Annotated in this window: 22 protein-coding genes and 1 pseudogene; 13 read left to right on the top strand and 10 right to left on the bottom strand. The window is 71.8% G+C overall.

Annotation, left to right across the window (positions count from 1 at the left end; genetic code table 11):
• Nucleotides 1–15: 15 nt before the first annotated feature.
• Nucleotides 16–783: an alpha/beta fold hydrolase gene (locus PS467_RS03335; RefSeq protein ID WP_311033898.1), complete on the top strand. Its 768-nt coding sequence runs from the start codon at nucleotides 16–18 to the stop codon at nucleotides 781–783.
• Here PS467_RS03335 and PS467_RS03330 read toward each other — a convergent pair.
• Nucleotides 774–1,388 (bottom strand): annotated as a pseudogene (locus PS467_RS03330) (class I SAM-dependent methyltransferase); the annotation flags it as partial. The gene PS467_RS03335 and the pseudogene PS467_RS03330 sit on opposite strands and share 10 nt — an antisense overlap.
• A gap of 335 nt (nucleotides 1,389–1,723) precedes the next feature.
• On the opposite strand from PS467_RS03330, the gene PS467_RS03325 reads away from it, so the two are divergent.
• Entirely contained in the window at nucleotides 1,724–2,248 is a 525-nt protein-coding gene (locus PS467_RS03325; RefSeq protein WP_311033897.1) for a roadblock/LC7 domain-containing protein, read from the top strand.
• Nucleotides 2,217–3,410, top strand: coding sequence for a zinc-dependent alcohol dehydrogenase (locus tag PS467_RS03320; RefSeq protein ID WP_311033896.1), 1,194 nt, complete (start codon nucleotides 2,217–2,219; stop codon nucleotides 3,408–3,410). The genes PS467_RS03325 and PS467_RS03320 overlap by 32 nt, the downstream gene beginning before the upstream one ends.
• Nucleotides 3,411–3,463: 53 nt before the next feature.
• Here the strand turns inward: PS467_RS03320 and PS467_RS03315 are convergent, their stop codons facing one another.
• Complete coding sequence (locus PS467_RS03315) at nucleotides 3,464–3,892, bottom strand: PPOX class F420-dependent oxidoreductase (protein WP_268969910.1); 429 nt, start codon at nucleotides 3,890–3,892, stop codon at nucleotides 3,464–3,466.
• 119 nt (nucleotides 3,893–4,011) lie between these two features.
• Between PS467_RS03315 and PS467_RS03310 the strand changes: the two genes are divergently transcribed.
• Both PS467_RS03310 and PS467_RS03305 read left to right on the top strand, forming a co-directional pair.
• Nucleotides 4,012–4,416, top strand: a complete 405-nt coding sequence (locus PS467_RS03310; RefSeq protein WP_311033895.1) for a roadblock/LC7 domain-containing protein — start codon at nucleotides 4,012–4,014, stop codon at nucleotides 4,414–4,416.
• Between the two features lie 99 nt (nucleotides 4,417–4,515).
• Entirely contained in the window at nucleotides 4,516–5,478 is a 963-nt protein-coding gene (locus PS467_RS03305) for a DUF6397 family protein (RefSeq protein WP_311033894.1), read from the top strand.
• Nucleotides 5,479–5,505: 27 nt separating this feature from the next.
• Here the strand turns inward: PS467_RS03305 and PS467_RS03300 are convergent, their stop codons facing one another.
• Nucleotides 5,506–6,396 (bottom strand): acyl-CoA thioesterase, encoded by an 891-nt coding sequence (locus PS467_RS03300; RefSeq protein ID WP_311033893.1) that lies wholly within the window; start codon nucleotides 6,394–6,396, stop codon nucleotides 5,506–5,508.
• A gap of 61 nt (nucleotides 6,397–6,457) precedes the next feature.
• Entirely contained in the window at nucleotides 6,458–8,986 is a 2,529-nt protein-coding gene (locus PS467_RS03295; RefSeq protein WP_311033892.1) for a DEAD/DEAH box helicase, read from the bottom strand.
• A 136-nt stretch (nucleotides 8,987–9,122) separates the two neighbouring features.
• Between PS467_RS03295 and PS467_RS03290 the strand changes: the two genes are divergently transcribed.
• A complete protein-coding gene (locus tag PS467_RS03290; protein ID WP_311033891.1) occupies nucleotides 9,123–9,914 on the top strand; it encodes a metal-dependent hydrolase in 792 nt (263 codons plus the stop codon).
• Between the two features lie 44 nt (nucleotides 9,915–9,958).
• Here the strand turns inward: PS467_RS03290 and PS467_RS03285 are convergent, their stop codons facing one another.
• Together PS467_RS03285 and PS467_RS03280 are read right to left on the bottom strand one after the other, a co-directional pair.
• Nucleotides 9,959–11,740 (bottom strand): ABC transporter ATP-binding protein, encoded by a 1,782-nt coding sequence (locus tag PS467_RS03285; RefSeq protein ID WP_311033890.1) that lies wholly within the window; start codon nucleotides 11,738–11,740, stop codon nucleotides 9,959–9,961.
• Nucleotides 11,737–13,650, bottom strand: a complete 1,914-nt coding sequence (locus tag PS467_RS03280) for an ABC transporter transmembrane domain-containing protein (protein WP_311033889.1) — start codon at nucleotides 13,648–13,650, stop codon at nucleotides 11,737–11,739. The genes PS467_RS03285 and PS467_RS03280 overlap by 4 nt, the downstream gene beginning before the upstream one ends.
• Before the next feature lie 151 nt (nucleotides 13,651–13,801).
• Here PS467_RS03280 and PS467_RS03275 point away from each other — a divergent pair, with 151 nt between their 5' ends.
• A complete protein-coding gene (locus PS467_RS03275; protein ID WP_311033888.1) occupies nucleotides 13,802–14,542 on the top strand; it encodes a L,D-transpeptidase family protein in 741 nt (246 codons plus the stop codon).
• Between the two features lie 15 nt (nucleotides 14,543–14,557).
• Here PS467_RS03275 and PS467_RS03270 read toward each other — a convergent pair whose 3' ends face one another.
• Entirely contained in the window at nucleotides 14,558–14,998 is a 441-nt protein-coding gene (locus tag PS467_RS03270; protein ID WP_311033887.1) for a MarR family winged helix-turn-helix transcriptional regulator, read from the bottom strand.
• A 135-nt stretch (nucleotides 14,999–15,133) separates the two neighbouring features.
• Between PS467_RS03270 and PS467_RS03265 the strand changes: the two genes are divergently transcribed.
• The 3 genes from PS467_RS03265 (at nucleotide 15,134) to PS467_RS03255 (ending at nucleotide 19,034) form a co-directional block, all read left to right on the top strand.
• Complete coding sequence (locus PS467_RS03265; RefSeq protein WP_311033886.1) at nucleotides 15,134–16,954, top strand: ABC transporter ATP-binding protein; 1,821 nt, start codon at nucleotides 15,134–15,136, stop codon at nucleotides 16,952–16,954.
• 65 nt (nucleotides 16,955–17,019) lie between these two features.
• Complete coding sequence (locus tag PS467_RS03260; protein WP_311033885.1) at nucleotides 17,020–17,715, top strand: response regulator transcription factor; 696 nt, start codon at nucleotides 17,020–17,022, stop codon at nucleotides 17,713–17,715.
• Entirely contained in the window at nucleotides 17,715–19,034 is a 1,320-nt protein-coding gene (locus PS467_RS03255; RefSeq protein WP_311033884.1) for a sensor histidine kinase, read from the top strand. Before PS467_RS03260 ends, PS467_RS03255 begins: the two co-directional genes overlap by 1 nt.
• Nucleotides 19,035–19,206: 172 nt before the next feature.
• On the opposite strand, the gene PS467_RS03250 is transcribed toward PS467_RS03255, so the two are convergent.
• From PS467_RS03250 to PS467_RS03240, 3 genes are read right to left on the bottom strand one after another with little or no spacing between them, the layout of a single operon-like run.
• Entirely contained in the window at nucleotides 19,207–20,109 is a 903-nt protein-coding gene (locus tag PS467_RS03250) for a LysR family transcriptional regulator (RefSeq protein WP_311033883.1), read from the bottom strand.
• On the bottom strand, nucleotides 20,069–21,679 hold the full coding sequence (locus tag PS467_RS03245; protein ID WP_311033882.1) for an MFS transporter: 1,611 nt from the start codon (nucleotides 21,677–21,679) through the stop codon (nucleotides 20,069–20,071). Before PS467_RS03245 ends, PS467_RS03250 begins: the two co-directional genes overlap by 41 nt.
• On the bottom strand, nucleotides 21,676–22,281 hold the full coding sequence (locus PS467_RS03240) for a flavodoxin family protein (protein WP_311033881.1): 606 nt from the start codon (nucleotides 22,279–22,281) through the stop codon (nucleotides 21,676–21,678). Before PS467_RS03240 ends, PS467_RS03245 begins: the two co-directional genes overlap by 4 nt.
• A gap of 201 nt (nucleotides 22,282–22,482) precedes the next feature.
• On the opposite strand from PS467_RS03240, the gene PS467_RS03235 reads away from it, so the two are divergent.
• Genes PS467_RS03235 through PS467_RS03225 form a run of 3 tightly spaced genes read left to right on the top strand, consistent with a single transcriptional unit; the run spans nucleotide 22,483 to nucleotide 25,711 of the window.
• Entirely contained in the window at nucleotides 22,483–23,289 is an 807-nt protein-coding gene (locus PS467_RS03235; RefSeq protein WP_311033880.1) for a 2-amino-3,7-dideoxy-D-threo-hept-6-ulosonate synthase, read from the top strand.
• The gene (locus tag PS467_RS03230; protein ID WP_311033879.1) at nucleotides 23,286–24,326 is read left to right on the top strand and encodes a 3-dehydroquinate synthase II family protein; all 1,041 of its coding nucleotides are present in this window, start codon (nucleotides 23,286–23,288) and stop codon (nucleotides 24,324–24,326) included. Before PS467_RS03235 ends, PS467_RS03230 begins: the two co-directional genes overlap by 4 nt.
• Nucleotides 24,326–25,711 (top strand): class I adenylate-forming enzyme family protein, encoded by a 1,386-nt coding sequence (locus PS467_RS03225; RefSeq protein ID WP_311033878.1) that lies wholly within the window; start codon nucleotides 24,326–24,328, stop codon nucleotides 25,709–25,711. The genes PS467_RS03230 and PS467_RS03225 overlap by 1 nt, the downstream gene beginning before the upstream one ends.
• The last annotated feature ends 32 nt before the right edge of the window (nucleotides 25,712–25,743 follow it).

Here is a 25,743-nt window from a genome sequence, read left to right as displayed (position 1 = left end):
GGCGGGAGGAAGGCCATGCAGCACGCATCGTTCGGCCCGGAGGGGGCCCTCATCGGATGGACCGGCACGGCGGGGGACGGGGACGGCGGCGCGGCGCGCGTGTATGTCCATGGGCTCGGCGCCACATCGGCCGTCTATCACGCCCATATCGCCGCCGTACCGGCCCTCGCCGGCCGGCGGTCGCTCTTCGTGGACCTGCCCGGCCATGGGATCAGCGACCGTCCCGCCGATTTCGGCTACACACTGGAGGACCATGCCGACGCGCTGGCCTCGGCCCTCGACGCGGCCGGGGTGCGGGGCGCCGAGCTCATCGGGCACAGCATGGGCGGATCGGTCGCCATCGTGCTGGCGGTGCGCCGTCCGGAGCTGGTGTCCCGTCTGGTGCTCACCGAGGCCAATCTCGATCCGCACCCGCCGTCGGCGGCGGGCAGCAGCAAGATCGCCGCGTACACGGAGGACGCTTTCGTGCGCGGCGGCGGTTTCGAGGAGACCTTGGAACGGGTCGGACCGGTGTGGCGGGCGACGATGCGGCTCGCCGACCCGACAGCCCTGCACCGCAGCGCGTGCGCGCTGGTCCGCGGCACGCGGCCGACCATGCGCGAGATGCTTCTGGGTCTGGGCGTTCCCCGCACCTATCTGATCGGCGGGCACACCGGGAAGCTCGCCGGGCATGAGGAGCTGACGGCGGCCGGAGTGGCGGTCCGCACCGTGCCCGGGGCGGGACACAACGTGATGTTCGACAACGCCCCCGGCTTCGCGGCGGCGGTCGTGGCTCAGCCCTGAGCGTTCCGGTCCGGGCCGTTCCGCCCGGCCTGGCCCGGTTCGCGGACGGAGAGCGCGAGAAAGCGCGTCTCCTCGTCGATGTACGACTCCAGACGCCAGCCGGCGCCGGCCAGCAACGGCCGTAGCCGGGGCTCCGCCCGCAGATCGTCGGGGGTGAGGGGGCGGCCGTGGCGGGCGGCGAGAGCGCCCCGCCCCACCGGATGGAACAGCGCGAGCCGCCCACCGGGACGCACCACCCGGGCCAGTTCGCGCAAACCGTCCGCCGGATCGGCGAGATGGGAGATCAGCCCGGCGGCGAACACCGCGTCGAGGCAGCCGTCGCGCAGCGGCAGCCGCGCCACATCGGCGAGGGCCAGGTCGGCGAAGCCGTCCCGGCCCTCGCGTACGGCGGCGTCCAGCATGGCGGGCGTGAGGTCCACGCCGAGGACGGTCCCGCCGGGGCCGACCGCGGCGCGCAGCGCGGGCAGCGCCCGGCCGGTACCGCATCCGGCGTCGAGCACCGCGTCGCCGGGGCGGAGCCCGAGGTCGGCGACGGCGGCGGCGTAGGCGGGGCCGTCGTCCGGGAAGCGGCTGTCCCAGCCGGCCGCCCGGGGAGTGAAGAAGTCCCTCCGTCGGCCGCGCTGTTTCCGTGGGAGGGCTCATGTGGCACGGGAACTCCTGGGACACCTTGGATACGAGAGATACGACAGATAACAGATGCAACATATGCAACGGATATGGCGGATACGACGGTGAAGCGATGCGATGGGCAAGCAGCCTACGCCGCATCGAGTGCAGATTTGGACGCCGATCGATCGCTCTGGCATCTGACTCTGTCAAATTTCAACGGGTTCCGTAATGCGCCCCCACTGTGCGCCCCCACCGGGTCTAGCGTCCCTGGCCCAGGGGGACACCTGGAGCGCCGCCCGGCGCGGCGCATCCCGACCGAGGGAGACCGCCCATGACCAAGCCTCGCAGCGCTGCCGCACGCTCCATGGCCGATCTCGACCGTATTTTGAACGATCTCGTGGGCCAGGCCGCAGGTGTACGCCATGCCGTGGTGCTCTCCCGCGACGGGGCGAGCGTCAGCGCGTCCCGCGGACTCTCCCGCCAGGAGGCCGAGCACCTGGCCGCCGTCGCCTCCGGCTTCCACCACCTCGCCGCAAGCACGGGCCACCGCCGGGGGCGCGGCGGCCCGCCCCGGCAGACGATGATCGAGACGGCGGCGGGCGCCCTCTTCGCCGCCGCGCTGGCGGACGGCGCGTGTCTGGCCGTCCTGGGCACCGTGGGCGCCGACCCGGCCGTGGTCGCCGAGGAGACCGACCGGCTCGTGGCCCTGGTGGACCGCGGGCGCGGACCGTGGTCCCGCCGCCGACGGTTCGGCCGGGTTCGCGCGGGTACCCGGAACACCCCTCGGAAGACGATGCCGACGACCACGGCGAAGGGACACGGCGATGCGAGCGGTGACGTGGCAGGGTCGACGTGAGGTGACGGTGGAGACGGTGCCGGACCCGATCATCAAGGAGCCGACGGACGCGATCGTCCGGATCACCACCACGGGACTGTGCGGCTCCGACCTCCATCTGTACGAGGTGCTCACACCCTTTATGACCCCCGGCGACATCCTCGGCCACGAGCCGATGGGCATCGTCGAGGAGACCGGCCCGGAAGTGACGAACCTCAGGCCCGGCGACCGTGTCGTGGTGCCGTTCCAGATCGCCTGCGGGCACTGCTGGATGTGCCGCTCCGGTCTGCCCACACAGTGCCAGACCACCCAGGTCGTCGAGCACGGCATGGGCGCGGAGATCTTCGGCTACACCAAGCTCTACGGCGCGGTGGCCGGCGGTCAGGCGGAGTATCTGCGGGTGCCGCAGGCCCAATACGGTCCGATCAAGGTGCCCGAAGGGGTCCAGGACGACCGCTGGGTCTATCTGTCCGACGTGCTGCCCACGGCATGGCAGGCGGTCGAGTACGCGGCGGTTCCGCGCGGCGGCACGCTCGCGGTTCTGGGGCTGGGACCCATCGGAAGCATGGCCTGCCGGGTGGCGAGGGTACGGGGAGCGGCCGACCGGGTCATCGGTGTGGACCTGGTCCCCGAACGGCTGCGCCGAGCGCGCGCCGACGGCGTCGAGGTCTACGACCTCAACGACTTCTCCCATCAGGAGGACCTGGTCGAGGCCGTCCGTTCGGCCACCGACGGCCGCGGACCGGACGCGGTCATCGACGCGGTGGGAACGGAGGCCCACGGCAGCCCGGTCGGCCGGACCGCCCAGCGGGCCACGGGTTTCCTGCCGAGGGACTGGGCCGCCAAGCTCACGGAGAAGGCCGGGGTGGACCGGCTGGCGGCGCTGCGGCTGGCCATCGCGCTGGTGCGGCGCGGCGGAACGATCTCCCTCAGCGGGGTCTACGGCGGCATGGTCGATCCGCTGCCGTTGATGACCATGTTCGACAAGCAGATCCAGCTGCGGATGGGCCAGGCGAACGTGCGGCGCTGGGTCGACGACATCTTCCCGCTGCTGACGGACGAGGATCCGCTGGGCGTGGACGCGTTCGCCACCCACCGCATGCCGCTGGAGGAGGCACCCCGCGCCTATGAGATGTTCCAGCACAAGGAGGACGGTGCGATAAAGGTCCTCATGCGCCCCTGAACGTCGGATGGGCGGGGGTGCGGCATGAAGGGATGGATTCCGGTCGAATCTCGCTAGTCGGCGACGCCGGAGAGCGCGAGCGCCTTGTCGATACGGACCCTGACCAGCAGCTCGCCCGGCACACCGTTGCGGGCGCCGTACTCCTCGGCGCGGTCCTCGCCCATGTAACGGGCGGCGATCCGGGTGGCCCAGTCGCGGACCTGCTTCAGGTCGTCGATGAGTTCGGCGTGCCCCCGCAGCGTGACGAAGGCGAACGGCGGCCTGTCGTCGTCCACGCAGATGGCGACCCGGCCGTCCCGGGCCAAGTTGCGTCCTTTGACCGTGTCCTGACCTGTGTTGAAGACGAGGTCGTCACCGTCGAGCAGGAACCACACGGGTGCCAGGTGCGGGCTTCCGTCGGCCCGCACGGTCGACAGTTTCGCGGTGCGGGTGCCCTCCATCAGGAACTTCTGCCACTGATCCTTGGTCATGTTCTGTGCCATGTCCCCATCCTGCGTCAATCGGCACACAACCGAGAGCTGACGGGCGGGGTGGGTTGCCCGGACGGCGGCAGTGAGAAAGGCTGGCACGCAGCCGAAGGGGAATAGGGGAGGAATCGGGAATGGCACTGAACGAGGGGCTCGACTGGTTACTGGACGACCTGACCGAGCGGATCGCGGAGATACGGCATGCGCTGGTGCTGTCCAACGACGGGCTGGTGACGGGGGCGAGTTCCACTCTGGTGCGCCAGGACGCCGAGCATCTGGCCGCGGTGGCCTCCGGGCTGCACAGCCTCGCCAAGGGGTCCGGGCACCACTTCCGGACGGGCCGGGTACGGCAGACGATGGTCGAATTCGACGAGGGAGTCCTCTTTGTCATGGCGGCGGGGGACGGCAGCTGCCTGTGCGTGCTCACCGGTCCGGACGCCGATGTGGGGCAGGTCGCCTACGAGATGACGCTGCTGGTCAACCGGGTGGGGGAGCATCTGAGGGTCGAGGCCAGGCAGGAGAGCGGCACACCCGGATGATGCCGCGCGGGAGTTATCCACAGGCCTGACGGACCGTCTTGCTTCGCGGCTATCGTCGTCACTGTCAGTGATTGAGGCAGTGCGGGGGAGGACGTCGCCATGGCAGTGCGGGTGGATCAGGAGCTGCGGGAGCGCTGGGAGCCGTGGGGCCTGGAAGGGCTCGGAGAGCCGAGCGTGCCGGGGCAGGCGAGCGGACCGGGAGATCCTCGCGGACCGGCGGGACCGGGCGCATCGGGGGAGAGCGTCGCGTTCGAGGCGGCGGCTCGGGCGCTGGGGCTCAAACCGCGTGAGTTCGAGCTGGCCGTGCAGCTGGGAGAGGTGCGTACCGTCACCACCGGTCTGGGCCGGCGGGTGGCGTGCGAGGAGCTGAGGCGGGTGACCGCCGCGGAGGGCTTCCCGGAGGCGCTCATCGCCCGCCTCCGCGTGGTCGGCACGGCGGAGGGAGCGGAGCTGCTGGGCATCAGTCAGGGCCGGCTCACCCGTCTGGCGCGCGGGGGTTTCTTCGCCCCGGTCCGGTTCTATGTCAACCGCTACCGGGCCGTCGTATGGCTCTATCCGGCCACGGAGCTGACCGAGTTCGCGGTCAGGCAGCCGGAGTTGCTGAGCGGCCGCACCCCGCCGGGGCTGAGCGCCGCACTGGCCGCCGGGGAGGACTGGCGGGCCGCGAAATGGCGCCGCCGCAGGGTCGGCGGGTTGCTCACCCAGACCGAGGACCCCTGGGAGCGGGCCGCGGTCCTGGCCTGCGTGCTGGGCTCCGTCGAACTGGCCTCGGCCGTGTCCGATCCGTACGAGCGGGCCCATCTGCGGGAGCTGCGCCCCGCGCTCGTCCGGATGCGCCCTGAGGCCGGCGCGGTCCGGGACGTCATCGACACGGTGGTCACGGCGGACGATCCACGGGAGATCCGGCGCTATCGGGCCGCCCTCGCCTCCGCCCTGGACGACGCCCGCCGGGCCCGGCCCGCGCCGCGCCCGGCCGCCGGGGCGGAGCGACCGCTCGATGACCGCACCCGGGCTCCCGGCCTCCCGCGGAGCCTGTGGCAGAAGCTGGTCGGCAGGCGATGAGGCACGGCGCGGCACACCACGGTGGGCTCAGCCGCCGTCCGCCGGCCCCGCGGCGGGCGGCAGCGGGCGGAACAACCCCTCCTGCACCACCGACACCAGGAGCCGGCCCGCACGGTCGTAGATCTGGCCGCGTGCCAGTCCCCGGCCGCCCGTGGCCACGGGCGACTCCTGCTGGTAGAGGAACCACTCGTCGGTGCGGAACGGCCGGTGGAACCACATGGCGTGATCGAGGGAGGCCATGTCGAAGCCCCGCGGGCCCCACAGCGGCTCGACCGGTACCCGCACCGCGTCCAGCAGCATCATGTCGCTCGCGTAGGTGAGCGCGCAGGTGTGCACCAGCGGATCGTCCCCGAGCGGCCCCACCGCGCGCATCCACACGGCGCTGCGCGGCTCCACGCCCTTGAGCTCCTCCTCCGTCCAGCGCATCCGCTCCACATAGCGGATGTCGAAGGGCTGCCGGCGCTCCATGCGGGCGAACGCCTCGGGGAGCGAGCCCAGATGGGAGCGGACCTCGTCGGCGAGGGTCGGCAGATCTTCCGGTCCGGGCACCTCGGGCATCGGCAGCTGCTGCTCGATACCCGGCTCAGCAGAATGAAAGGAAGCCGTCAGATTGAAGATCGTACGACCCTGCTGGATGGCGACGACCCGGCGAGTGGTGAAGGAGCGCCCGTCCCGGACCCGCTCCACCTGGTACACGATGGGCACGCCCGGCCGCCCCGGCCGCAGGAAGTACGCGTGCAGCGAGTGCACCGGGCGCTGCCCGTCGGTGGTCCGCCCGGCGGCCACCAGCGCCTGGCCCGCCACCTGCCCGCCGAACACCCGCTGCAGCGACTCATCGGGGCTGCGGCCGCGGAAGATGTCCAGTTCGATCCGTTCCAGATCGAGCAGATCGACCAGGCGCTCGGCGGGATTGGTCATCGGTGGTGCTCCTTCACTGAGGGGGCCGGGCCGGTCCCCGGCGCGCATCGCCTTCAGGAGGCTACAACTGGCCCACCTCGGTGACCCGGACCACCGCCCGGCCCTCCTCATCGGAGGCGGCGAGGTCGACCTCGGCCGAAATGCCCCAGTCGTGGTCGCCGTTCGGGTCGTCGAAGGTCTGCCGCACCTGCCACAGCCCGTGCTCGGCGTCCTCCTCGATCCGCAGCAGCTTCGGCCCGCGGGCCTGCGGTCCGGTGCCGAGCTCCGCGTACTCCTCCCAGTACCCGTCCATCGCCTCCGCCCAGGCGTCCTCGTCCCAGCCCGAGTCGGCGTCCATCTCCCCCAGCTCGGCGACCTTGTCCAGCGCGGCGAGCTCCACCCGGCGGAACATGGCGTTGCGGACCAGCACGCGGAAGGCGCGGGCGTTCGCGGTGACCGGCCTGACCTGGTCGGCGCGCTCCTGCGCCTCCTCCGCCGACTCCTCCTCCGGGTTGGCCAGCTGCTCCCACTCGTCGAGGAGGCTGGAGTCGACCTGTCGCACCATCTCGCCGAGCCAGGCGATGATGTCCTGGAAGTCATCGGACTTCAGATCGTCCGGCACGGTGTGGTCCAGGGCCTTGTAGGCGCTGGCCAGGTACCGCAGCACGATGCCCTCGGTGCGCGCCAGGTCGTAGAACGAGGTGAACTCGGTGAAGGTCATCGCCCGCTCGTACATGTCGCGGATCACCGACTTGGGCGACAGCGGATGGTCGCCCACCCATGGGTGGCTCTTGCGGTAGAGCCCGTAGGCATGGGACAGCAGCTCCTCCAGGGGCTTGGGGTAGGAGATGTCCTGGAGCCGCTCCATGCGCTCCTCGTACTCCACGCCGTCCGCCTTCATCGCGGCGACCGCCTCACCGCGCGCCTTGTTCTGCTGGGCGGCCAGGATCTGCCGGGGATCGTCCAGCGTCGACTCGACGACCGAGACCATGTCCAGGGCGTAGGAGGGGGATTCGGGGTCCAGCAGCTCGAAGGCGGCCAGCGCGAAGGTGGACAGCGGCTGGTTGAGCGCGAAGTCCTGCTGGAGATCCACCGTCAGCCGGATGACCGGCCCGTCCCTCTTCTCGCCGTCGGCGCCCTGCGGCTCCACCTGCTCGACCACCCCGCCGTCCAGCAGCGAGCGGTAGATCGCGATCGCCCGGCGGATGTGCCGCAGCTGGTTCTTGCGCGGCTCGTGGTTGTCCTCCAGCAGGTGGCGCATTCCCTCGAAGGCGTTGCCGGGACGGGCGATGACCGACAGCAGCATGGCGTGGGTGACCCGGAAGCGGGAGGTGAGCGGCTCCGGTTCGGAGGCGATGAGCTTCTCGAAGGTGTTCTGGCCCCAGTTGACGAAGCCCTCGGGCGCCTTCTTGCGCACCACCTTGCGCCGCTTCTTCGGATCGTCCCCGGCCTTCGCGAGCGCCTTCTCGTTCTCGATGACATGCTCGGGCGCCTGGGCCACCACAAAGCCCGCGGTGTCGAAGCCGGCCCGCCCGGCCCGGCCCGCGATCTGGTGGAACTCCCGGGCCCGCAGCGTCCGCACCCGCTGGCCGTCGTACTTGGTCAGCGCGGTGAACAGCACCGTGCGGATGGGCACATTGACGCCCACGCCCAGGGTGTCCGTACCGCAGATGACCTTGAGCAGTCCGGCCTGCGCCAGCTTCTCCACCAGCCGCCGGTACTTGGGCAGCATGCCCGCATGGTGCACGCCGATCCCATGCCGGACGTAACGGGACAGGTTCCGGCCGAACTTGGTGGTGAAGCGGAAGTTGCCGATCAGCGAGGCGATTTCGTCCTTCTCGGCGCGCGTGCACATATTGATGCTCATCAGCGCCTGGGCCCGCTCGACCGCCGCCGCCTGGGTGAAGTGCACGATGTAGACGGGCGCCTGCTGCGTCTCCAGCAGCTCGGTCAGCGTCTCGGTCAGCGGCGTCGTCCGGTATTCGTAACTCAGCGGCACCGGCCGGGTCGCGGACCGTACGACCGCGGTGGGCCGCCCGGTGCGCCGGGTCAGGTCCTCCTCGAACCGGCTCACATCTCCGAGCGTCGCCGACATCAGGATGAACTGCGCCTGCTCCAGCTCCAGCAGGGGGATCTGCCACGCCCAGCCCCGGTCCGGCTCCGCGTAGAAGTGGAACTCGTCCATCACCACCTGGCCGATATCCGCGTCCTTGCCGTCCCGCAGGGCGATGGACGCCAGCACCTCGGCCGTACAGCAGATCACCGGCGCGTCCGCGTTGACCGACGCGTCCCCGGTCAGCATCCCGACGTTCTCGGTGCCGAAGAGCTTGCACAGCTCGAAGAACTTCTCCGACACCAGGGCCTTGATCGGCGCGGTGTAGAAGGTGACCTCGTCCCGGGCGAGCGCGGCGAAGTGGGCGCCCGCCGCGACCAGGCTCTTGCCCGAGCCGGTGGGGGTGGACAGGATCACATTCGCCCCGGACACCACCTCGATCAGCGCTTCTTCCTGGGCGGGGTAGAGCGAGATGCCCCGCTCCTCGACCCAGGTGGAGAACGCCTCGAAGAGTGCGTCGGGGTCGGCGTCGCTCGGCAGCTGATCGATAAGAGTCACGTCCCTATACTGCCTGGTTTCCCCGCCGGGACGGGAACCGGCTGTGCGGACGAAGATCGTCCGCCGTTAGGCTGGGCCGGGCCGAAGCAGTCAACTCCCGTGCGGACGCGGGAAAGAACAGGGGCGGGGTACGACCATGATGGGACCGGCGCATTCGCTGTCCGGAGCGGCGGCCTGGCTGGGGGTGGGGGCGGCGGCCGCTGCGGCCGGCCACGCGATGCCCTGGCCGGTGCTGGTCGCCGGCGCGCTGATCTGCGCAGGAGCGGCGCTCGCCCCCGACCTCGACCACAAGGCGGCGACCATCTCGCGGGCCTTCGGACCCATCTCGCGGGGGCTGTGCGAGGTGATCGACAAGATCTCGCACTCCGTCTACAAGGCCACCAGGAAGCCGGGCGACCCGCGCCGCTCGGGCGGCCACCGCACGCTCACCCACACCTGGGTATGGGCGGTGCTGATCGGCGCCGGAGCCTCGGCGCTCGCCATGGTCGGCGGCCGCTGGGCGGTGCTCGGCATCCTCTTCGTCCACATGGTGCTGGCCGTCGAGGGACTGCTGTGGCGCGCGGCGCGGGTCTCCAGCGACGTCCTGGTGTGGCTGCTCGGGGCGGCCAGCGCCTGGATCCTCGCCGATGTGCTGCACCAGCCGGGCAACGGCTCGGACTGGCTGTTCGGCTCACCGGGCCAGGAGTACCTCTGGCTCGGGCTGCCGATCATTCTCGGCGCCCTGGTCCACGACATCGGGGACGCGCTGACCGTCTCCGGCTGCCCGATCCTGTGGCCCATCCCGATCGGCCGCAAGCGCTGGTACCCGGTCGGCCCGCCGAAGGGGATGCGGTTCCGGGCCGGCAGCTGGGTCGAGCTGAAGGTGCTGATGCCGGTCTTCATGGTGCTCGGCGGCATGAGCGGGCTGGCCGCCCTCGGCATCCTCTGAGCCCCGGGCGGGGCCGGGGCGCCCGCGCCGGGGCCCGGCCCCGCTCACTGATGCCAGGAGCGCCACAGCGCGGCATAGGCACCGTCCGCCGCGAGGAGTTCCTCATGGCTGCCCAGCTCGGTGATCCGGCCGCTCTCGACCACGGCGATCACATCCGCGTCATGCGCGGTGTGCAGCCGGTGGGCGATCGCGACCACGGTCCGGCCCTCCAGCACCCGGCCCAGCGACCGCTCCAGATGGCGTGCCGCCCGCGGGTCCAGCAGCGAGGTGGCCTCGTCCAGCACCAGCGTATGCGGATCGGCGAGCACCAGCCGCGCCAGCGCGATCTGCTGTGCCTGCGCGGGGGTGAGCGCGAAACCGCCCGACCCCACCTCGGTGTCCAGTCCCTCGTCCAGCGCGCGGGCCCAGCCGTCGGCGTCCACCGCGCCCAGCGCCGCCCACAGCTCGGCGTCCTCGGCGGAGGCGCGGGCCAGCAGCAGATTGTCCCGCAGCGAGCCCACGAAGACATGGTGCTCCTGGTTGACCAGGGCCACATGCTCGCGGACCCGCTCGGCCGGCATCCGCGCCAGCTCTGCCCCGCCCAGGGTCACCCTGCCGGTGCGCGGGGAGTAGATTCCGGCCAGCAGCCGCCCCAGGGTGGACTTCCCCGCCCCGGACGGGCCCACCAGCGCCAGCCGCGTCCCCGGGGGCACCTTCAGGGACACCTCGTGCAGCACATCGCTGCCCTCGAGGTAGCCGAACCGCACCTCGTCCGCCCGCACCTCCCGGCCACCGGGGACCACCCCCTCGTCGGCGGGGCCCTCCTCGATCTCCCGCACCCCCACCATCCGGGCCAGCGACACCTGTGCCACCTGAAGCTCGTCGTACCAGCGCAGGATCAGCCCGATCGGATCGACCAGCATCTGGGCCAGCAGCGCCCCGGTGGTCAGATCGCCGATCGACATCCAGCCCCGCATCACACACATGCCGCCGATCACCAGCACCGAGCCGGTGATCAGGGTGTAGCTGACATTGATCACCGGGAAGAGCACCGAGCGCAGCCAGAGCGTATAGCGCTCCCACGCCGTCCACTGCCGGATGCGCAGCTCGGACTGGGCGATCCGGCGGTCGCCCAGCCGGTGGGCCTCGATGGTCCGCCCGGCGTCCACGCTCTCGGTGAGGGACGCGGACACCGCCGCGTAGCCGGCCGCCTCCGAGCGGTAGGCGCTCGGCGCGCGCCGGTAGTACCAGCGGCAGCCGATCACCAGCACCGGAAGCGCCACCAGCACCGCCAGACCCAGTGGCGGAGCGGTCAGGGTCAGCGCGCCGAGCAGCAGCCCGGTCCACACCACGCCGATGGCGAGCTGCGGCACGGCCTCGCGCATCGCATCGGCCAGCCGGTCGATATCGGTGGTGATCCGGGACAGCAGATCCCCGGTCCCGGCCCGCTCCAGCACCCCCGGAGGCAGCCTCACCGACCGTACGAGAAAGTCCTCCCGCAGATCCGCCAGCATCCGCTCGCCCAGCACCGCCCCGCGCAGCCGAACCATCCGGACGAACACGGTCTGCACCGTCAGCGCCACGGCGAACAGTGCCACGGTGCGCCCGATGTGGAGGTTCCGCTCGCCCGTGGAGAGGTCCTCGACCAGGCCGCCCAGCAGCTGCGGGCCGACCATGGAGGCGAGCACGGCGGTCGCGTTGACGACCATCAGCACGGTGAACGCGCCCCGGTGCCGCCGCAGCAGCTCACGCACATAGGCCCGCACGGTGGTGGGGGTGCCGACCGGCAGCGTCGTCGCCGACTCCGGTGCCGCCGGGTCATAGGCGGGCGGTGCCACGCCGATCATGCCGACTCCTCGATGTGTTCCTCGATCCGTCCGATGTCCTCGAGACCGTGGCCGGTCGGCGCGGTGCCCCGCCCGGCCCTCCGCGCGGCGGCCTCGCCGTCCGGCTCGCGGGTGACCACCGCGCGATACGCGGGATCGGTGCCCAGCAGCTCACGGTGGGTGCCCACCGCCGCCGCCACGCCCTTGTGCACGAACACCACCCGGTCGGCCCGGTCCAGCAGCAGCGGGCTGGAGGTGAGCACGACGGTCGTCCGGCCCGCCCGCAGCCGCCGCACCCCCTCGGCGATCCGGGCCTCGGTGTGCGAGTCCACCGCGGAGGTCGGTTCGTCGAGCACCAGCACCTCCGGATCGGTCACCAGCGAGCGGGCCAGTGCCAGCCGCTGCCGCTGGCCACCCGACAGCGAGCGGCCGCGCTCGGTGATCCGGGTGCGCATGGGGTCGGCGTCGCCCGACTCCGCCGCCGACGCCTGGGCCAGCGCGTCCAGCACATCGCCGCACTGGGCCGCCTCGAGCGCCTTTTGTGCCGAGACCTCACCGGACCTGGGCACATCCAGGAGCTCGGCGAGCGTTCCCGACAACAGCACCGGGTCCTTGTCCTGTACCAGCACCGCGGCGCGCGCCGTGGCCAGCGCCACCTCGTCCAGGGCGACCCCGCCCAGCAGCGCCGACGGTGCCGCGGCACGGTCCGGGTCGTCCGTGCCGTTCGTGCCCTCCTGCGCGGAATGGCCTCCGAGCCGGTCCGCCAGTCGCCCCGCCGCGTCCGGGTCACCGCACACCACCGCGGTCAGCAGTCCGCTGGGCGCCAGCAGCCCGCTCGCCGGGTCGTACAGATTCCCGCCGAGCGGTGCGGCGTCAGCCCGCTCCGCGCGGCGCTCGTCCCCGTGCCCGGCGGCCGCGGCCCCGCCCTCCGGGGCGGAGCGCCGCAGCGCCAGCACCCGGGCCGCGCGCCGCGCGGAGGGCCGGGAGAAGGAGTACGCCATGGCGATCTCCTCGAAGTGCCGCAGCGGGAAGAGCAGAAAGGTCACCGCGCTGTATACGGTGACGAGCTCGCCCACCTCGATCCGGCCGTCGCGGGCCAGCGCCGCCCCGTACCAGACGACGCCGATCAGCAGCAGCCCCGGCAGCGCGACCTGCACGGCCGCGATCAGCGCCCACATCCGCGCGCTGCGCACCGCCGCGCTCCGCACCTCCTGCGAGGCCTTCCGGTAGCGGCGCAGGAACAGTTCCTCCCCGCCGATGCCCCGCAGCACCCGCAGCCCGGCCACGGTGTCCGAGGCCAGCTCGGTCGCCCGGCCCGCCTTCTCCCGCTGCTCGTCGGCCCGGCGCGTCGCACGTGGCAGCAGCGGCAGCACGGCCAGCGCCAGCGCGGGCACACCGACCGCCACCACCACTCCCAGCGCCGGCTGGTAGAGCACCAGGGCCACGCAGAGCGCGACGGTGGTGATCGCGGCCGCCGTGAACCGGGACAGGGCCTCCACAAACCAGCCGATCTTCTCGACATCGCCCGTGGAGACGGCGACGACCTCGCCCGCCGCCACCTTCCGGGTGAGGGCGGAACCCAGCTCCACCGCCTTGCGGGCCAGCAGCTGCTGGAGCCGCGCCGCCGCCGTGATCCAGTTGGTGACCGCCGCGCGGTGCAGCATGACGTCCCCCAGCGCGGTGAGCACGGTGAGTCCCCCCATCAGCGCTCCGGCCATCGCCAGCCGGGCGCCGGAGCGGTCTACGACCGCCTGCACACCGAAGCCGATGGCGATGGGGAAGGACACCAGTGCCGCCATGTGCACCAGACCCCAGAGGGCCGCCTTGCACTGCCCGCCCAGCTGGTTCCTGCCCAGCCAGAGGAGTAACCGCGGACCTGACCGTACGTCGGGGCGGCCGGGGTCGGGATACGGAAGATCGCGAATGTGCATGACGTCCCAAGGTCGGGGGCGGTGGAGGGCCGGGAGGAGACGTGAAAGGTTGACGTTCCCACGGCGTGGAATTCAACTGGTTTTCCGGGGAGCGGCCGGAACACGCCAATCCGCGCGCGGCGCTGTTCTCCGCAGGTGGGACCATGGGGACATGCGAATCTCCGGCACGATGCCCATGCGCGCGGCGGCCGCGGCCGCCGCTGCCCTCGTCCTCCTCTCGGCCTGCGGCGACGGCGGCGGGAACAGCGGCGGAGACAAGGGCGGAGACCAGGGCAAACAAGCGCTGCGCGGTGGGGCGTCCACACCGGATCCCACGCGTATCCCGGAGGTGGGAGACCGGCTCCAGTCCCGCATCCCGGACCAGTCCCGTCAGGTCGTGGCGGTCTACGGCAAAGGGGTGAACTCGGCGGACGCGACCGTGGTCCTCTACACCAAGGAGGGCACGGCATGGCAGCGGACCCGCAGTTGGACGGCGCACAACGGCAAGCGCGGCTGGACGACGAACCATCATGAGGGCGACAAGCGCAGCCCGGTCGGCGTCTACACGCTCAGCGACGCGGGCGGTGTGCTGCCCGACCCCGGCGCCCGGCTGCCGTACACCTCCTCCGGCTCCTTCGCGGCGCCCCACTACTGGCCCAAGTCCCACTGGACCGACTTCGACTACGTCATCGCCATCGACTACAACCGCGTCAAGGGCACCTCACCGCTCGATCCGACCCGGCCCGAGGGGCAGAGCAAGGGCGGCAGCATCTGGCTGCACAGGGATCACGGCAGCGGCACCTCGGCCTGCGTCAGCCTCTCCAAGTCCGGTATGGAGTATCTGCTGAAGAACCTCGACCCCAAGCTGCACCCGGTGGTGGTCATGGGGGACAAGGCGCATCTGGCCGCCTGAGCGCGGCACGGCACCTCAGCAGCGGTGGTCCGGGGCCCCGGACAGGGCGTCCAGCAGCTCACCCAGCGCCTCGCGCTGCCGCTCGCTGAGCGGTGCCAGGATGTCCTCCGCGGCGGAGCGGCGTGCCTCGCGCAGTGCGCGCAGCGTGGCACGCCCGGTGTCGGTGAGCTCGACGCGCACCACCCGGCGGTTGGACGGATCCGGTACGCGGCGCACCGAGCCATGCGCCTCCAGGGCGTCCACCAGCGTCGTCACGGCGCGCGGGACCACCTCGAGGCGCCGCGCCAGGTCCGCCATCCGCGGCGGCTGGTCGCCGTGGGCGACGGTGCGCAGCAGGCGGGACTGGGCGGGGGTGATGCCCAGCGGCTCCATATGGCGCTTCTGGGCGCGGTGCAGTCTGCGGGTCAGGTGCAGCAGCCGCTCCGCGAGGAGGCCGGAGGTCTCGGGGGTGGACATGATCGCAGCTTATCAGGACCTGGTTCATTGTGAGCATAGGTAACAATGAGCTATGCTCCGAAAGTCCGCGCCGCCGCGTCCACGGCTCCACCATGCCGTCACCCATGGCGGCCTCCCTGCCTCCAGAAGGAGCCCATGCACCCCGACACCCCGTCATGGACCCCGTCCGCCCGGGAGTCCGAGCAGCCCGCCCAAGTGCGGCGCATCCTCCGCCTCTTCCGTCCCTACCGCGGCCGCCTCGCCCTGGTCGGCCTGCTGGTCGCCGCCTCCGCGCTGGTCTCGGTCGCCTCGCCGTTCCTGCTCCGGGAGATCCTCGACACCGCCATCCCCGACGGCCGCACCGGTCTGCTCACCCTGCTCGCCCTCGGCATGATCGCCGCGGCGGTCGTCAACAGCGTCTTCGGCGTTGTGCAGACCCTGATCTCCACCACCGTCGGCCAGCGGGTCATGCACGATCTGCGCACCGCCGTCTACGACCGGCTGCAGCGCATGCCGCTCGCCTTCTTCACCCGCACCCGCACCGGCGAGGTGCAGTCCCGGATCGCCAATGACATCGGCGGTATGCAGGCCACCGTGACCTCCACGGCGACCTCGCTGGTCTCCAACCTCACCAGCGTGGTCGCCACCGTCGTGGCGATGCTCGCGCTCGACTGGCGGCTGACCGTCGTCTCGCTGCTCCTGCTGCCGCTGTTCGTCTGGATCAGCCGTCGCGTCGGCACCGAGCGCAAGAAGATCACCTCACAGCGCCAGAAGCAGATGGCGGCCATGTCCGCGATGGTCACCGAGTCCCTCTCGGTGAGCGGCATCCTGCTCGGCCGCACGATGGGCCGGTCGGCGTCGCTCACCCAGCAGTTCGCCCAGGAGTCCGAGCGCCTCGTGGGCCTGGAAGTGCGCTCCAACATGGCCGGCCGCTGGCGGATGTCCACCATCGGCGTCGTCATGGCGGCGATGCCCGCGCTGATCTACTGGGCCGCGGGAATCGCCCTCCAGGCCGGCGGTCCGGCCGTCTCCATCGGCACGCTCGTCGCCTTCGTCTCGCTCCAGCAGGGGCTGCTCCGCCCCACCGTGAGCCTGCTGTCCACGGGTGTGCAGATGCAGACCTCCCTCGCCCTCTTCGCCCGCATCTTCGAATACCTCGACCTGCCGATCGACATCGCCGAGCCCGCCGAACCGGTGCGGCTGGAGCGGGTGCGCGGCGAAGTCCGCTTCGACGGCGTCGACTTCGACTACGACAGCGAGAACCCCGGTACGTCGAAGGGCACCTTGCGCGGCATCGAGCTGACCGTTCCCGCGGGCGGCAGCCTGGCCGTCGTCGGACCGACCGGTTCCGGCAAGACGACCCTCAGCTATCTGGTGCCACGGCTCTACGACGTGACCGGCGGCCGGGTGCTGATCGACGGGGTGGACGTCCGCGACCTCGACTTCGACACCCTCTCCCGGGCCGTCGGCGTCGTCTCCCAGGAGACCTATCTCTTCCACGCCTCGGTCGCCGAGAACCTGCGCTTCGCCAAGCCCGACGCCACCGACGAGGAGATCGTGGCGGCGGCCGAGGCCGCCCAGATCCACGACCACATCGCCTCCCTCCCGGACGGCTACGACACGCTCGTCGGAGAGCGCGGCTACCGCTTCTCCGGCGGCGAGAAGCAGCGTCTGGCCATCGCCCGCACGATTCTGCGCGACCCGCCCGTCCTCATCCTCGACGAGGCCACCAGCGCCCTGGACACCCGCACCGAACAGGCCGTTCAGCAGGCCATCGACGCGCTCTCGGCCGGCCGCACCACGATCACCATCGCCCACCGGCTGTCCACCGTGCGCGACGCCGACCAGATCGTGGTCCTCGACGGCGGCCGCGTCGCCGAGCGCGGCACCCACGAGGAGCTGCTGGCGAAGGACGGACGCTACGCAGCACTGGTACGGCGCGACGCCCAGCTGTCGCCGGTGGCGCCCGCCGTGTAGCACGGATCCTGGTGTGGCCGGGACACGGCGCGCCGCCCGTGCGTCCGGACTGCCAAGATGAGTGGATGATCTATCCAGCCGATACAGACCAGTCGACTGCGGATCAGACACGGCTGTTACTGGTCGAGGACGACCGGGAAACCGCAGACATGCTGACCGAACTGTTCAGTTCGGAGGGTTACCGCGTCGATGTCGCGTTCGACGGCCATCGGGGGCTTCATCTGGGTCTCAGCCGACGACATCAGGTGATGGTCATCGACCGCATGCTCCCCGGCATCGACGGCCTCGATCTGGTGAAACGGTTGCGCCGGGTCGGCCTCACCACCCGGGTCCTGATGCTGACCGCCCTGGGGGAACTGGGCGATCGGGTCAGCGGCCTCGACTCCGGCGCGGACGACTACCTGGTCAAGCCGTTCGAGGTGGACGAACTGCTGGCCAGGGTGCGGGCGCTGCACCGGCGCGGCCTCTTCGACGCCGAAGTCCTTCCGCTCGGCGACGGACAGCTCGACCTCCAGCGCCGCGAGGTCCGTCTCGCCGACGGCAGGTGCGTTGAGCTGTCCTTGCGGGAATGCGCGTTGCTCCACACGCTGGCGGACGGCCCCAGGACCGTGTACGGCCGCTCACACCTGCGAGAACGCGTGTTTCCCGACACCTCGGCCGACTCCATCGTCGACACCTACGTCTACTACCTGCGGCGGAAACTGGGCCGCGATGTCGTCCGCACCGTACGCGGGAGCGGCTACCAGATGGGAACGCTGTGATGTCGCTTCCGGCCCTCTTCCCACGCCGTACGGACCGCAGCCCCGAGCAGCGCAGGCTCGCCTCCGCCCAGTGGACGATCACCCTGCGCATCTCGCTGGTGATGTCGGTGATCATGTTGCTGGTCGGGGCCATCGTCTACTGCGTCGTCCTGGTCGCCCAACGCGCCGACGCCGAGCGCGAGACCCAGTGGAGCGTCGAGCACAACACCATCGACAGCCCGCCGGTCTGCGTGTGGATGACCGTGGAGCGGAACGGGTTGGTCCGCAGCACCCCCGGCATTCCCGCCGGACTGCCCGTGACCTCCAGCCTGGACGCGGTCCGCGAGGGCGGTTCGCCGAGGCTGGAACGGGTGGAGCGAGGGGGTGAGGAGTACACGGTGCGCACCGCGTGGCGCGGCTCGGAGCTCGTCCAGGCGGCGTACGGGGAACGCTTCCAGCGCGCCGACCGCAACCACCTGCTGCTGGCCTTCGCAGCGGCGGAGGCGGTCGGCCTGGTGCTCGTCGCGGTCGCCAGCGGCCTGCTCGCGCGGCGCGCCATGACACCGCTGTCCGAGGCCCTGGACCGGCAGCGGCGGTTCGTCGCGGACGCCAGCCACGAACTGCGCACTCCGCTGACCCAGTTGCACACCCGCGCGCAGCTCCTGGCCCGCCGTTCCGGTTCGGCGAGCCCCCAGCAGCTGGCCGGTGACCTCCAGCGGCTGGTGACCGGAACCCGCCAGCTCGGCGACATCATCGACGATCTGCTGCTGTCCGCGCGGCTCTCCCGGTCGCCGGGCTCCTGCGAGCCCGTCGACCTCGACACGCTCGCCGAGGAGGCGGTGACCGCCGAGGACGCCCGAGCCCAGTCGATGGGGCTGACCGTGCGGCTGCGGTGCGGGCCGGAGCGGCATGTGGTGATGGGCACCGCGCCGGCCCTGCGCCGGGTGATCGCCGCGCTGGTCGACAACGCGATGGGGCACACCCCGGCCGGCGGGGAGGTCGTGGTGTCCGTGGACGCCCCGCTCCCCGGCACCGTGTCGCTGTCCGTACGCGACACCGGCGTCGGGTTCCCGCCGGAGGAGGCCGAGCGCATCTTCGAACGGTTCGCCAGGGGCACCGCCGGTGGCCGGGGCAGACGGTTCGGGCTCGGCCTGGCGCTCGCCCGTGAGGTGGTCGAGAGCCATCGGGGGCGGATCACCGCCGAGGGACGCCCGGGGGACGGCGCGCTGTTCACCGTCGAGCTGCCGACGGCGCGGGTAGCGGAGACGATCCCGCGACCGCGGCCGAGCGCGGCGTGCCTCCCTGCGGGCGCCCGGGGGACGGATGCCCCCGGCCCCTGACCGGTCACCGCCTGGCCGGTGGCCGGTGGTTTCACGAGCTGACCGGTGACCGGCGGTTTCACGGCCGGGCAGGTGACCGGTGGTTTCACGAGCTGACCGGTGACCGGTGGTTCCACGGCCGGGCCGGGGACCGGTTCCACAGCCGGGCCGGTGGCCGACCGCGCGGCCGGGCTCACGAGGCGCGCCGTCCGCGCCAGTCCAGCGCGCCGCTGTCGATGTCCTCCGCGAGCCCGGCCAGCGGCGACGCGGCATCCCACACCAGCCGCGTCCGGCGCCACAGCCGGCCGTTCGCCAGTCGTTTCCACACGATCCCCTGGCAGTGGTCGCCCGGTGAGAGGAAGACCCCGACCGCGTTCCCGGCGCTCACGATGGCCGCCGTGGTGGTCTGGTCGGCGCCGAAGTACCGGAACCGGGGGGTGAACCCGGCGCGTTCGCAGGCGATCCGCAGGCTCAGGCCGAGACCGTCCGAGCGGTCACCGGGCGCGACCCAGACGTCCTCGGCCAGTTCTTCGAGGGTGAGCCGTTGCCGGTGGGCCAGCCGGTGGCCGGGGGCCAGTCCGATCAGCACCGGTTCGGTGTCCAGGTCGCGGACGGTGAAGTCGCGGACCGGGGGCGCCACCACGTCCGGGAACTCGCTGACGACCGCGAGCGCGATCTTCTCGGTGCGCAGCAGCTCCAGCACGGCCTGGGAGGACGGCTCCAGATAGGTGAGCTGTTCGTGGTGCGGCAGCCGCTCCCGGATGAGCGCGGCGATCCGCGGCACCCACGGATTGTCCACTCCGCCCAGCGCGACGGCCTGCGGCGGTTCGGCCGGCCGGGCCAGCGTCCGCGCCGTGGTGAGCAGATCGCCGAACTCGTCGAGCAGCTCCCGGGCCCGCCCCAGCACATGGACGCCGAGTTCGGTCGGCACCACGCCCTGGGGGCGGCGGCGGAACAGCGGACCGCCGAATTCCTGCTCGATGCGTCTGAGCTGCGTGGACAGTCCGGATTGCGCGATGTTCAGTCTGGTGGCCGCGTGGCTGATGCTGCCCGCCTCAGCTACGGTGAGCACGATCCGCAGGTGGCGCAGATCCATCTCCACTTGCTGCCTCCGTCTGTGATGGTCGCGGCCGGAAATATCCGATGACGAGCACGGCGCCGGCCAGGGACAGCAGCGCCGTCCATGTGGCGGTGACGTACATGGCGTGCAGATAGGCGCGGTTCGCGGCGGCGAGGAGATCGGGCCGGTTCAGCGATCTGGCCACCGCGCGGGTGGCCTCCGCGGAGTCCATGGCCCGGTCCCGTGTCCCCGGGGCCAGTCCGTCGAGCGCGGGCCGGATGTTCCCGCGGTAGGCGGTGGCGAGCACGGAGCCGAGCACCGCGACCCCGAGCGTGCTGCCCACCGGCCGGGTCGCGGCGCTGACGGCCGCGCCGGCGCCGGTGTACCGCCGCGGCAGGGCGGCCATCATCTCCGCCGTCATCGGCGCGACCACCAGCCCGATACCGGTGCCCTGCGCGAAGAGGACCCCCGCGATCCAGGCCACCGGGGTGTCCGCGGTGAAGGCCACGTAACCGCCGAAGGTCAGTCCGGCCAGGAGTATCCCGGCGATCGCGCACCAGCGGACGGTCAGGAGCCGGCAGAGGGCGGGGGAGACCTGGTTGCCGAGGACGATGCCGCCCGCGGCGGACGCCATCACGCCCCCGGCGGCCAGCGCCGACAGCCCGTGCACCCCTTGCAGGTAGAAGGCGCAGTAGAAGAGCTGTCCGGCCAGGCCGAAGAAGAGCAGCAGCAGGGTCACGCTGCCGCCCGCGAAGCGCGGCTCGGCGAAGAGGCGCACATCGAACCCCGGTGTCTCCCGGCGGCTCTGCGTCACCACGAGCGCCGCCAGCAGGGCGAGGCCGACGGCGAGGGCCAGCAGGGCGGCCGGGCTCGTCCAGCCGGCCGGGCGGCCGCCCCGGATGACGCCGTACACCACGAGCCCCAGCCCCAGGACGGAGAGCACCAGGGCCGAGGTGTCGAGCACCCTGCGCTCGGCATAGCGCACCTCGGGCACCAGGAGAGCCGCGCCGGCCAGACACACCGCCACCACCGGAAGGTTGACGAGGAACACCGAGCCCCACCAGAACCGGGTCAGCAGCGCCCCGCCCACCACCGGTCCGAGCGCGACGGCCGCGCCGCCCGCCGAGGCCCAGATGGCGATCGCCCGGGTCCGGTGGGCGGGCGCGGTACCGCGGGTGACGATCGCGAGTGTCGCCGGGGTGATCAGCGCCCCGCCCGCGCCCATGAAGCCGCGGGTGACGGTCAGTTCCGTGGCCCCGGGCGCGAACGCGGCCAGCGTGGCGGCGGCGGCCAGCACCACCAGCCCGGCGACCAGGACGCGGCGCGGCCCGTAGCGGTCGGCCAGAGCGCCTCCGGTGAAGCTGCCCGCGGCGAAGACCAGCGAGTACGAGGCGTTGGCCCAGGCCAGGTCCGCGGAGCCGGCCCCGAGCCCGCGCACCGGGTCGGCGAGGGTCTCCATCGCCACGTTGAGGACCGTGTTGTCCAGCAGGACCAGCGTCTGCGCCAGAACCGCCACCGCCACCGTCCACCACGGCCGCGCCGGAGCGGCCGCGCCGCCGGGCCCGCCCGCGGTGGGGGTGGCCGGGGCCATGGGCCGGTGGCTCACGACTCCAGCGCTCGCCGGCCCGCGACGACGGTCCGGGTGAGCTCCGCGACCCGCTGTCCGAGGTGTTCCGCGGTGGCGAGGTCGGACGTGTGCACCGTGCCCGACCTGTCGTCCACGGGGGACTGCGCCGCCGCGCCCTGGTAGAAGCCGAGCCGGTTGGGGTCGAACTCGCTGCCGGAGGAGGAGTTCCAGCCGGGGGCCAGGCCCAGGCTGACCCAGAGCATGCCGTGCTGTGCGGCGAGGGTGGCGAAGTAGCCCAGGGTGCCGGCCTTGTCCCCGGCCATCGAGCCGGAGTTGGTGAAGCCCGCGGCCAGCTTGTCCTGCCAGCGGCGGCTGAGCCAGCGCCTGGCGCTCGCCTCGGCGAAGGTGTGGAAGGCCGACGAGGCGGTGCCCATGTAGGTGGGTGCGCCGAAGACGATCGCGTGGGCGTCGTCGAGCCGCTGCCACTCCTGGTCGGTGATCCGGTCGACCCGGACGGTGGTGACCTCGGTGTGCGGTACCCGGCTCGCTCCGGCTCGTACCGCCTCTCCCAGCCTGGCGGTGTGGCCGCGGCCGCCGTGACAGGCGATCGCGAGGTGTACCGGGTCGGTCAAGGCGGACATACCAGTCTCCTCGGAAAAGCGGTTCCGGCGCTTGCGGAATAGCCGCCGGACAGCCTGTCAGAGAAATCTCAGAATTTTCTCAGAGTCGCATAACCGCGAAGTTATGGAGATTCAATATCCACTCGCTTTCGCAAGGGCGTGTCATTCTGGCCCGGTAATCCCGAAGCGCCGTCCACCCGTTGGGAGAGGTGTGTCTGGAACATGACCGATATTGGTAAATCATTCCGGATGCGGAGACTCTCCGCCGTGGGGGACGGAAGACATCTCTTCGTCCCGCTCGACCACAGTGTGTCCGATGGACCGGTGGTGCCCCAGGCCCGCTGGAACGGGCTGCTGCGGGCGGTGGTGGACGGCGGCGCGGACGCGGTCATCGTGCACAAGGGCCGGGCCCGCACCATCGCACCGGCCATCCTGCGCCACTGCGCCCTGGTGGTGCACCTGAGCGCCGGAACCGCGCACGCGGCCGACGCCGACGCCAAGGTGCTCGTCGGCGAGGTCGAAGAGGCCGTGCGGCTGGGCGCGGACGCGGTGAGCGTGCATGTGAATCTCGGCTCGGACACCGAACACCGGCAGCTCACCGACCTCGGGACCGTCGCGGCCTCGTGCGACGTCTGGAACATGCCGCTGCTCGCGATGATCTATCCGAGAGGGCCGCGGATCGCCGATCCGCACGACCCGGCGCTGCTCGCCCACGCGGTCAACATCGCCGCGGACCTGGGTGCCGACCTGGTGAAGACCTCGGTCGCGCTGCCCCTGGAACGGATGGCCGAGGTGGTGGACTCCAGCCCCCTGCCGGTCCTCGCCGCAGGGGGCCCGCCCGACGGCTCGGACCTGATCGGTCACGGGACCTCGTTGATGCTGGCCGGCTGCCGGGGCCTCGCGGTCGGCCGCCGGATCTTCTCCGCACCCTCCCCCGCCTCGCTGGTGAGCAGGCTCGCCGCCGTCGTCCACGCCGTCGACGCCGGAACGGCCCCCCACCCTCCGACGATTGCGACAGGAGCCGCATGAAGTTCGCATGGATCGACCTCCGAAGCGTTCCGCAGGCACGGCTGGAGTCCGTCGTGGACGCCGCCATCCACACCCGGATGCGGGGTGTGCTCTGCGACGACGAATCCGTCCTGAAGTCGCTGCCCCCGACCGTCACCGCCGTCACCACCACGACGGTGACCGAGGAGGGCCAACTGCACGACCTCGGCGCCGACACCGCCGGCTGGGTCGACGTACACGACGAACCGTCGCTGCGGCTGGCGTGCGCCGCCGCCGTCGCACTGCCCTTCACCGTGGTCCGCTTCGCCGACCCGACCAAGATCCCCCTGGAGATCGTGCTCGCCGCCGCGGACCGCTCCGCGGGCAAGCTGGTCACCGTCTGCGCCGACCTGGAAGAAGCCGCCACCGTGCTGGACGTGCTGGAACGCGGCTCGGACGGCGTCCTGTTGGCCCCCTCCGACGCCGACGAGGTGTTCGCGCTGGCCCGGCTGCTGGAGGCCGGTTCCGAGCCCCTGCGGCTGACCACGCTGTACGTCGACGGCATCGAGCACCACGGGCTCGGCGACCGGGTGTGCGTGGACACCTGCACGCATTTCGCCGAGGACGAGGGCATCCTGGTCGGCTCCTACTCGACCGGCTTCATCCTGTGCTGCAGTGAGACCCATCCGCTGCCGTACATGCCGACCCGCCCGTTCCGGGTCAACGCCGGCGCCCTGCACTCCTATGTGCTCGGCCCGGAGAACCGCACCAACTACCTGAGCGAGCTGCGCTCGGGCAGCACGACGCTGGCCGTCAACGCCGAGGGCAGGACCCGGCCGGTCACCGTCGGCCGGGCCAAGCTGGAGTCCCGGCCGCTGCTGACCGTCACCGCGCGGTCGGCCGAGGACGTCGTGGTGAGTCTGACCGTCCAGGACGACTGGCATGTGCGGGTGCTCGGGCCGGGCGGGAAGGTGCACAACGTCACCGAGCTGCGGCCCGGCGACGAACTGCTCGGCTACCTGGCCACCGACCAGCGCCATGTGGGCTTTCCCATCGGCGAGTTCTGCAAGGAAAACTGATGGCCGCGGGCATGAGCGAGCTCGTCGAGACGCTGTTCGACGTCCATCCCGGCGAGCTGCCCTACCTCGTGCACGGCGAGCGCCCGGTGAGCCGGGCCGAGGTCCGGGACGCCGCGGCCATGGAGGCGGGCGTCTTCGCCGGGCACGGCATCGGCGAAGGGCATACGGTGATGCTGCGGATACCGCCGAGCCTCACCCAGATCGAGGTGCTGTTCGCGCTGTGGCGGCTGGGTGCCCAGGTGATGCTGGTCGACCACCGGCTCAAACCGTCCGAAGTGGACGCCCTGCGCGCGCTGTGCCATCCGCAGTTCCTGGTCAGCGCGGGTACGGCAGGCCGTTCGCCGCTCAGCTTCGAGCCCCGGTACGAGGTGGTCACCTCGCGGTGCGCGGGCGGCCGCGCCGCAGCGACCGAGCACCGGCTGGTGCAGTTCAGCTCGGGCTCGACCGGGCTGCCCAAGGTGATCGGGCGGACCCCGGCCTCCCTGGCGGCCGAGATCGACCGGTTCACCCGGATCGCGGGGATGCCGACCGCGGGTGAGCGGGTGTTGCTGCTCAGCTCGACCGCGCACAGTTTCGGCCTGATCGCCGGGGTGCTGCACTCCCTGGCCGCGGGCGTATCGGCGGTGTTCGCCCGGCGGGTGTCGGCCAAGGACATCCTCGCCGCCGCCGGGCACCACGACGTCCACGCGATCTTCGGCACGCCGTTCCACTACGAACTGCTGAGCACCGCCCGCGATCTGCCCGCCCTGCCCGCCTTGCGCGCGGCGGTCTCCGGAGGGGAGATCATGCCGCCGGAGACGGCCGCCCGGTTCGCCGGCCGGTTCGGCGTCGGGGTCGGCGAATCGTACGGAACCACCGAGACGGGCGTCATCGCGATGGAGGTGAGCGGCGCCTCGCGGCCCACCGTCGGCCCGGCGGCGCCCGGTGTGCGGCTCCGCGTCCACGAGGGCGAGCTGGAGGTGTGGCTGCCGGACGGCTCACCGTATCTGCACGCCTCCGGCGGCGACCGGTACGCCGACGGCTGGCTGCGCACCCGGGACCGGGCCGAGCTGGACGCCTCCGGCGCCGTGCGGCTGCTGGGCCGTGGCGACTCCCTCGTGGTCATCGGCGGCCTCAAGGTCGATCTGACCGAGGTGGAAGCCGTGCTGCGGGAACACCCCGGCGTCCGAGGGGCCGTGGTCGTGCACGCCGGCACCACCGAAGCCTATGTGGCCACCGGACCGGACGGCCCCGCGGCCGGGGACCTGCTGCGCTGGTGCCGGGACCGGCTGGCCGACTACAAGGTGCCCCGCGTGGTCCACGTCCTGACCGATCTGCCCCGCACCTCCAACGGAAAGCTCATCAGGCGCCGCGAGGCCCTGCTCGCCCGCTCTCCCCGACGCTGACGCCTCTTTTTCCTTGTCGACTCAGAAGGGTT

Origin of the sequence: Streptomyces luomodiensis, assembly GCF_031679605.1 — a bacterium.
GTDB lineage: Bacteria > Actinomycetota > Actinomycetes > Streptomycetales > Streptomycetaceae > Streptomyces > Streptomyces luomodiensis.
Note: the sequence above shows the minus strand (reverse complement) of the source record. Positions and strands in the feature narration are given on the sequence as shown.

Coding starts and splice junctions, on each gene's coding strand:
- PS467_RS03335 (WP_311033898.1), top strand. CDS start 16: ATGCAGCACGCATCGTTCGGCCCGGAGGGGGCCCTCATCGGATGGACC.
- PS467_RS03325 (WP_311033897.1), top strand. CDS start 1,724: ATGACCAAGCCTCGCAGCGCTGCCGCACGCTCCATGGCCGATCTCGAC.
- PS467_RS03320 (WP_311033896.1), top strand. CDS start 2,217: ATGCGAGCGGTGACGTGGCAGGGTCGACGTGAGGTGACGGTGGAGACG.
- PS467_RS03315 (WP_268969910.1), bottom strand. CDS start 3,892: ATGGCACAGAACATGACCAAGGATCAGTGGCAGAAGTTCCTGATGGAG.
- PS467_RS03310 (WP_311033895.1), top strand. CDS start 4,012: ATGGCACTGAACGAGGGGCTCGACTGGTTACTGGACGACCTGACCGAG.
- PS467_RS03305 (WP_311033894.1), top strand. CDS start 4,516: ATGGCAGTGCGGGTGGATCAGGAGCTGCGGGAGCGCTGGGAGCCGTGG.
- PS467_RS03300 (WP_311033893.1), bottom strand. CDS start 6,396: ATGACCAATCCCGCCGAGCGCCTGGTCGATCTGCTCGATCTGGAACGG.
- PS467_RS03290 (WP_311033891.1), top strand. CDS start 9,123: ATGATGGGACCGGCGCATTCGCTGTCCGGAGCGGCGGCCTGGCTGGGG.
- PS467_RS03285 (WP_311033890.1), bottom strand. CDS start 11,740: ATGATCGGCGTGGCACCGCCCGCCTATGACCCGGCGGCACCGGAGTCG.
- PS467_RS03280 (WP_311033889.1), bottom strand. CDS start 13,650: ATGCACATTCGCGATCTTCCGTATCCCGACCCCGGCCGCCCCGACGTA.
- PS467_RS03275 (WP_311033888.1), top strand. CDS start 13,802: ATGCGAATCTCCGGCACGATGCCCATGCGCGCGGCGGCCGCGGCCGCC.
- PS467_RS03270 (WP_311033887.1), bottom strand. CDS start 14,998: ATGTCCACCCCCGAGACCTCCGGCCTCCTCGCGGAGCGGCTGCTGCAC.
- PS467_RS03265 (WP_311033886.1), top strand. CDS start 15,134: ATGCACCCCGACACCCCGTCATGGACCCCGTCCGCCCGGGAGTCCGAG.
- PS467_RS03260 (WP_311033885.1), top strand. CDS start 17,020: ATGATCTATCCAGCCGATACAGACCAGTCGACTGCGGATCAGACACGG.
- PS467_RS03255 (WP_311033884.1), top strand. CDS start 17,715: ATGTCGCTTCCGGCCCTCTTCCCACGCCGTACGGACCGCAGCCCCGAG.
- PS467_RS03250 (WP_311033883.1), bottom strand. CDS start 20,109: ATGGATCTGCGCCACCTGCGGATCGTGCTCACCGTAGCTGAGGCGGGC.
- PS467_RS03240 (WP_311033881.1), bottom strand. CDS start 22,281: ATGTCCGCCTTGACCGACCCGGTACACCTCGCGATCGCCTGTCACGGC.
- PS467_RS03235 (WP_311033880.1), top strand. CDS start 22,483: ATGACCGATATTGGTAAATCATTCCGGATGCGGAGACTCTCCGCCGTG.
- PS467_RS03230 (WP_311033879.1), top strand. CDS start 23,286: ATGAAGTTCGCATGGATCGACCTCCGAAGCGTTCCGCAGGCACGGCTG.
- PS467_RS03225 (WP_311033878.1), top strand. CDS start 24,326: ATGGCCGCGGGCATGAGCGAGCTCGTCGAGACGCTGTTCGACGTCCAT.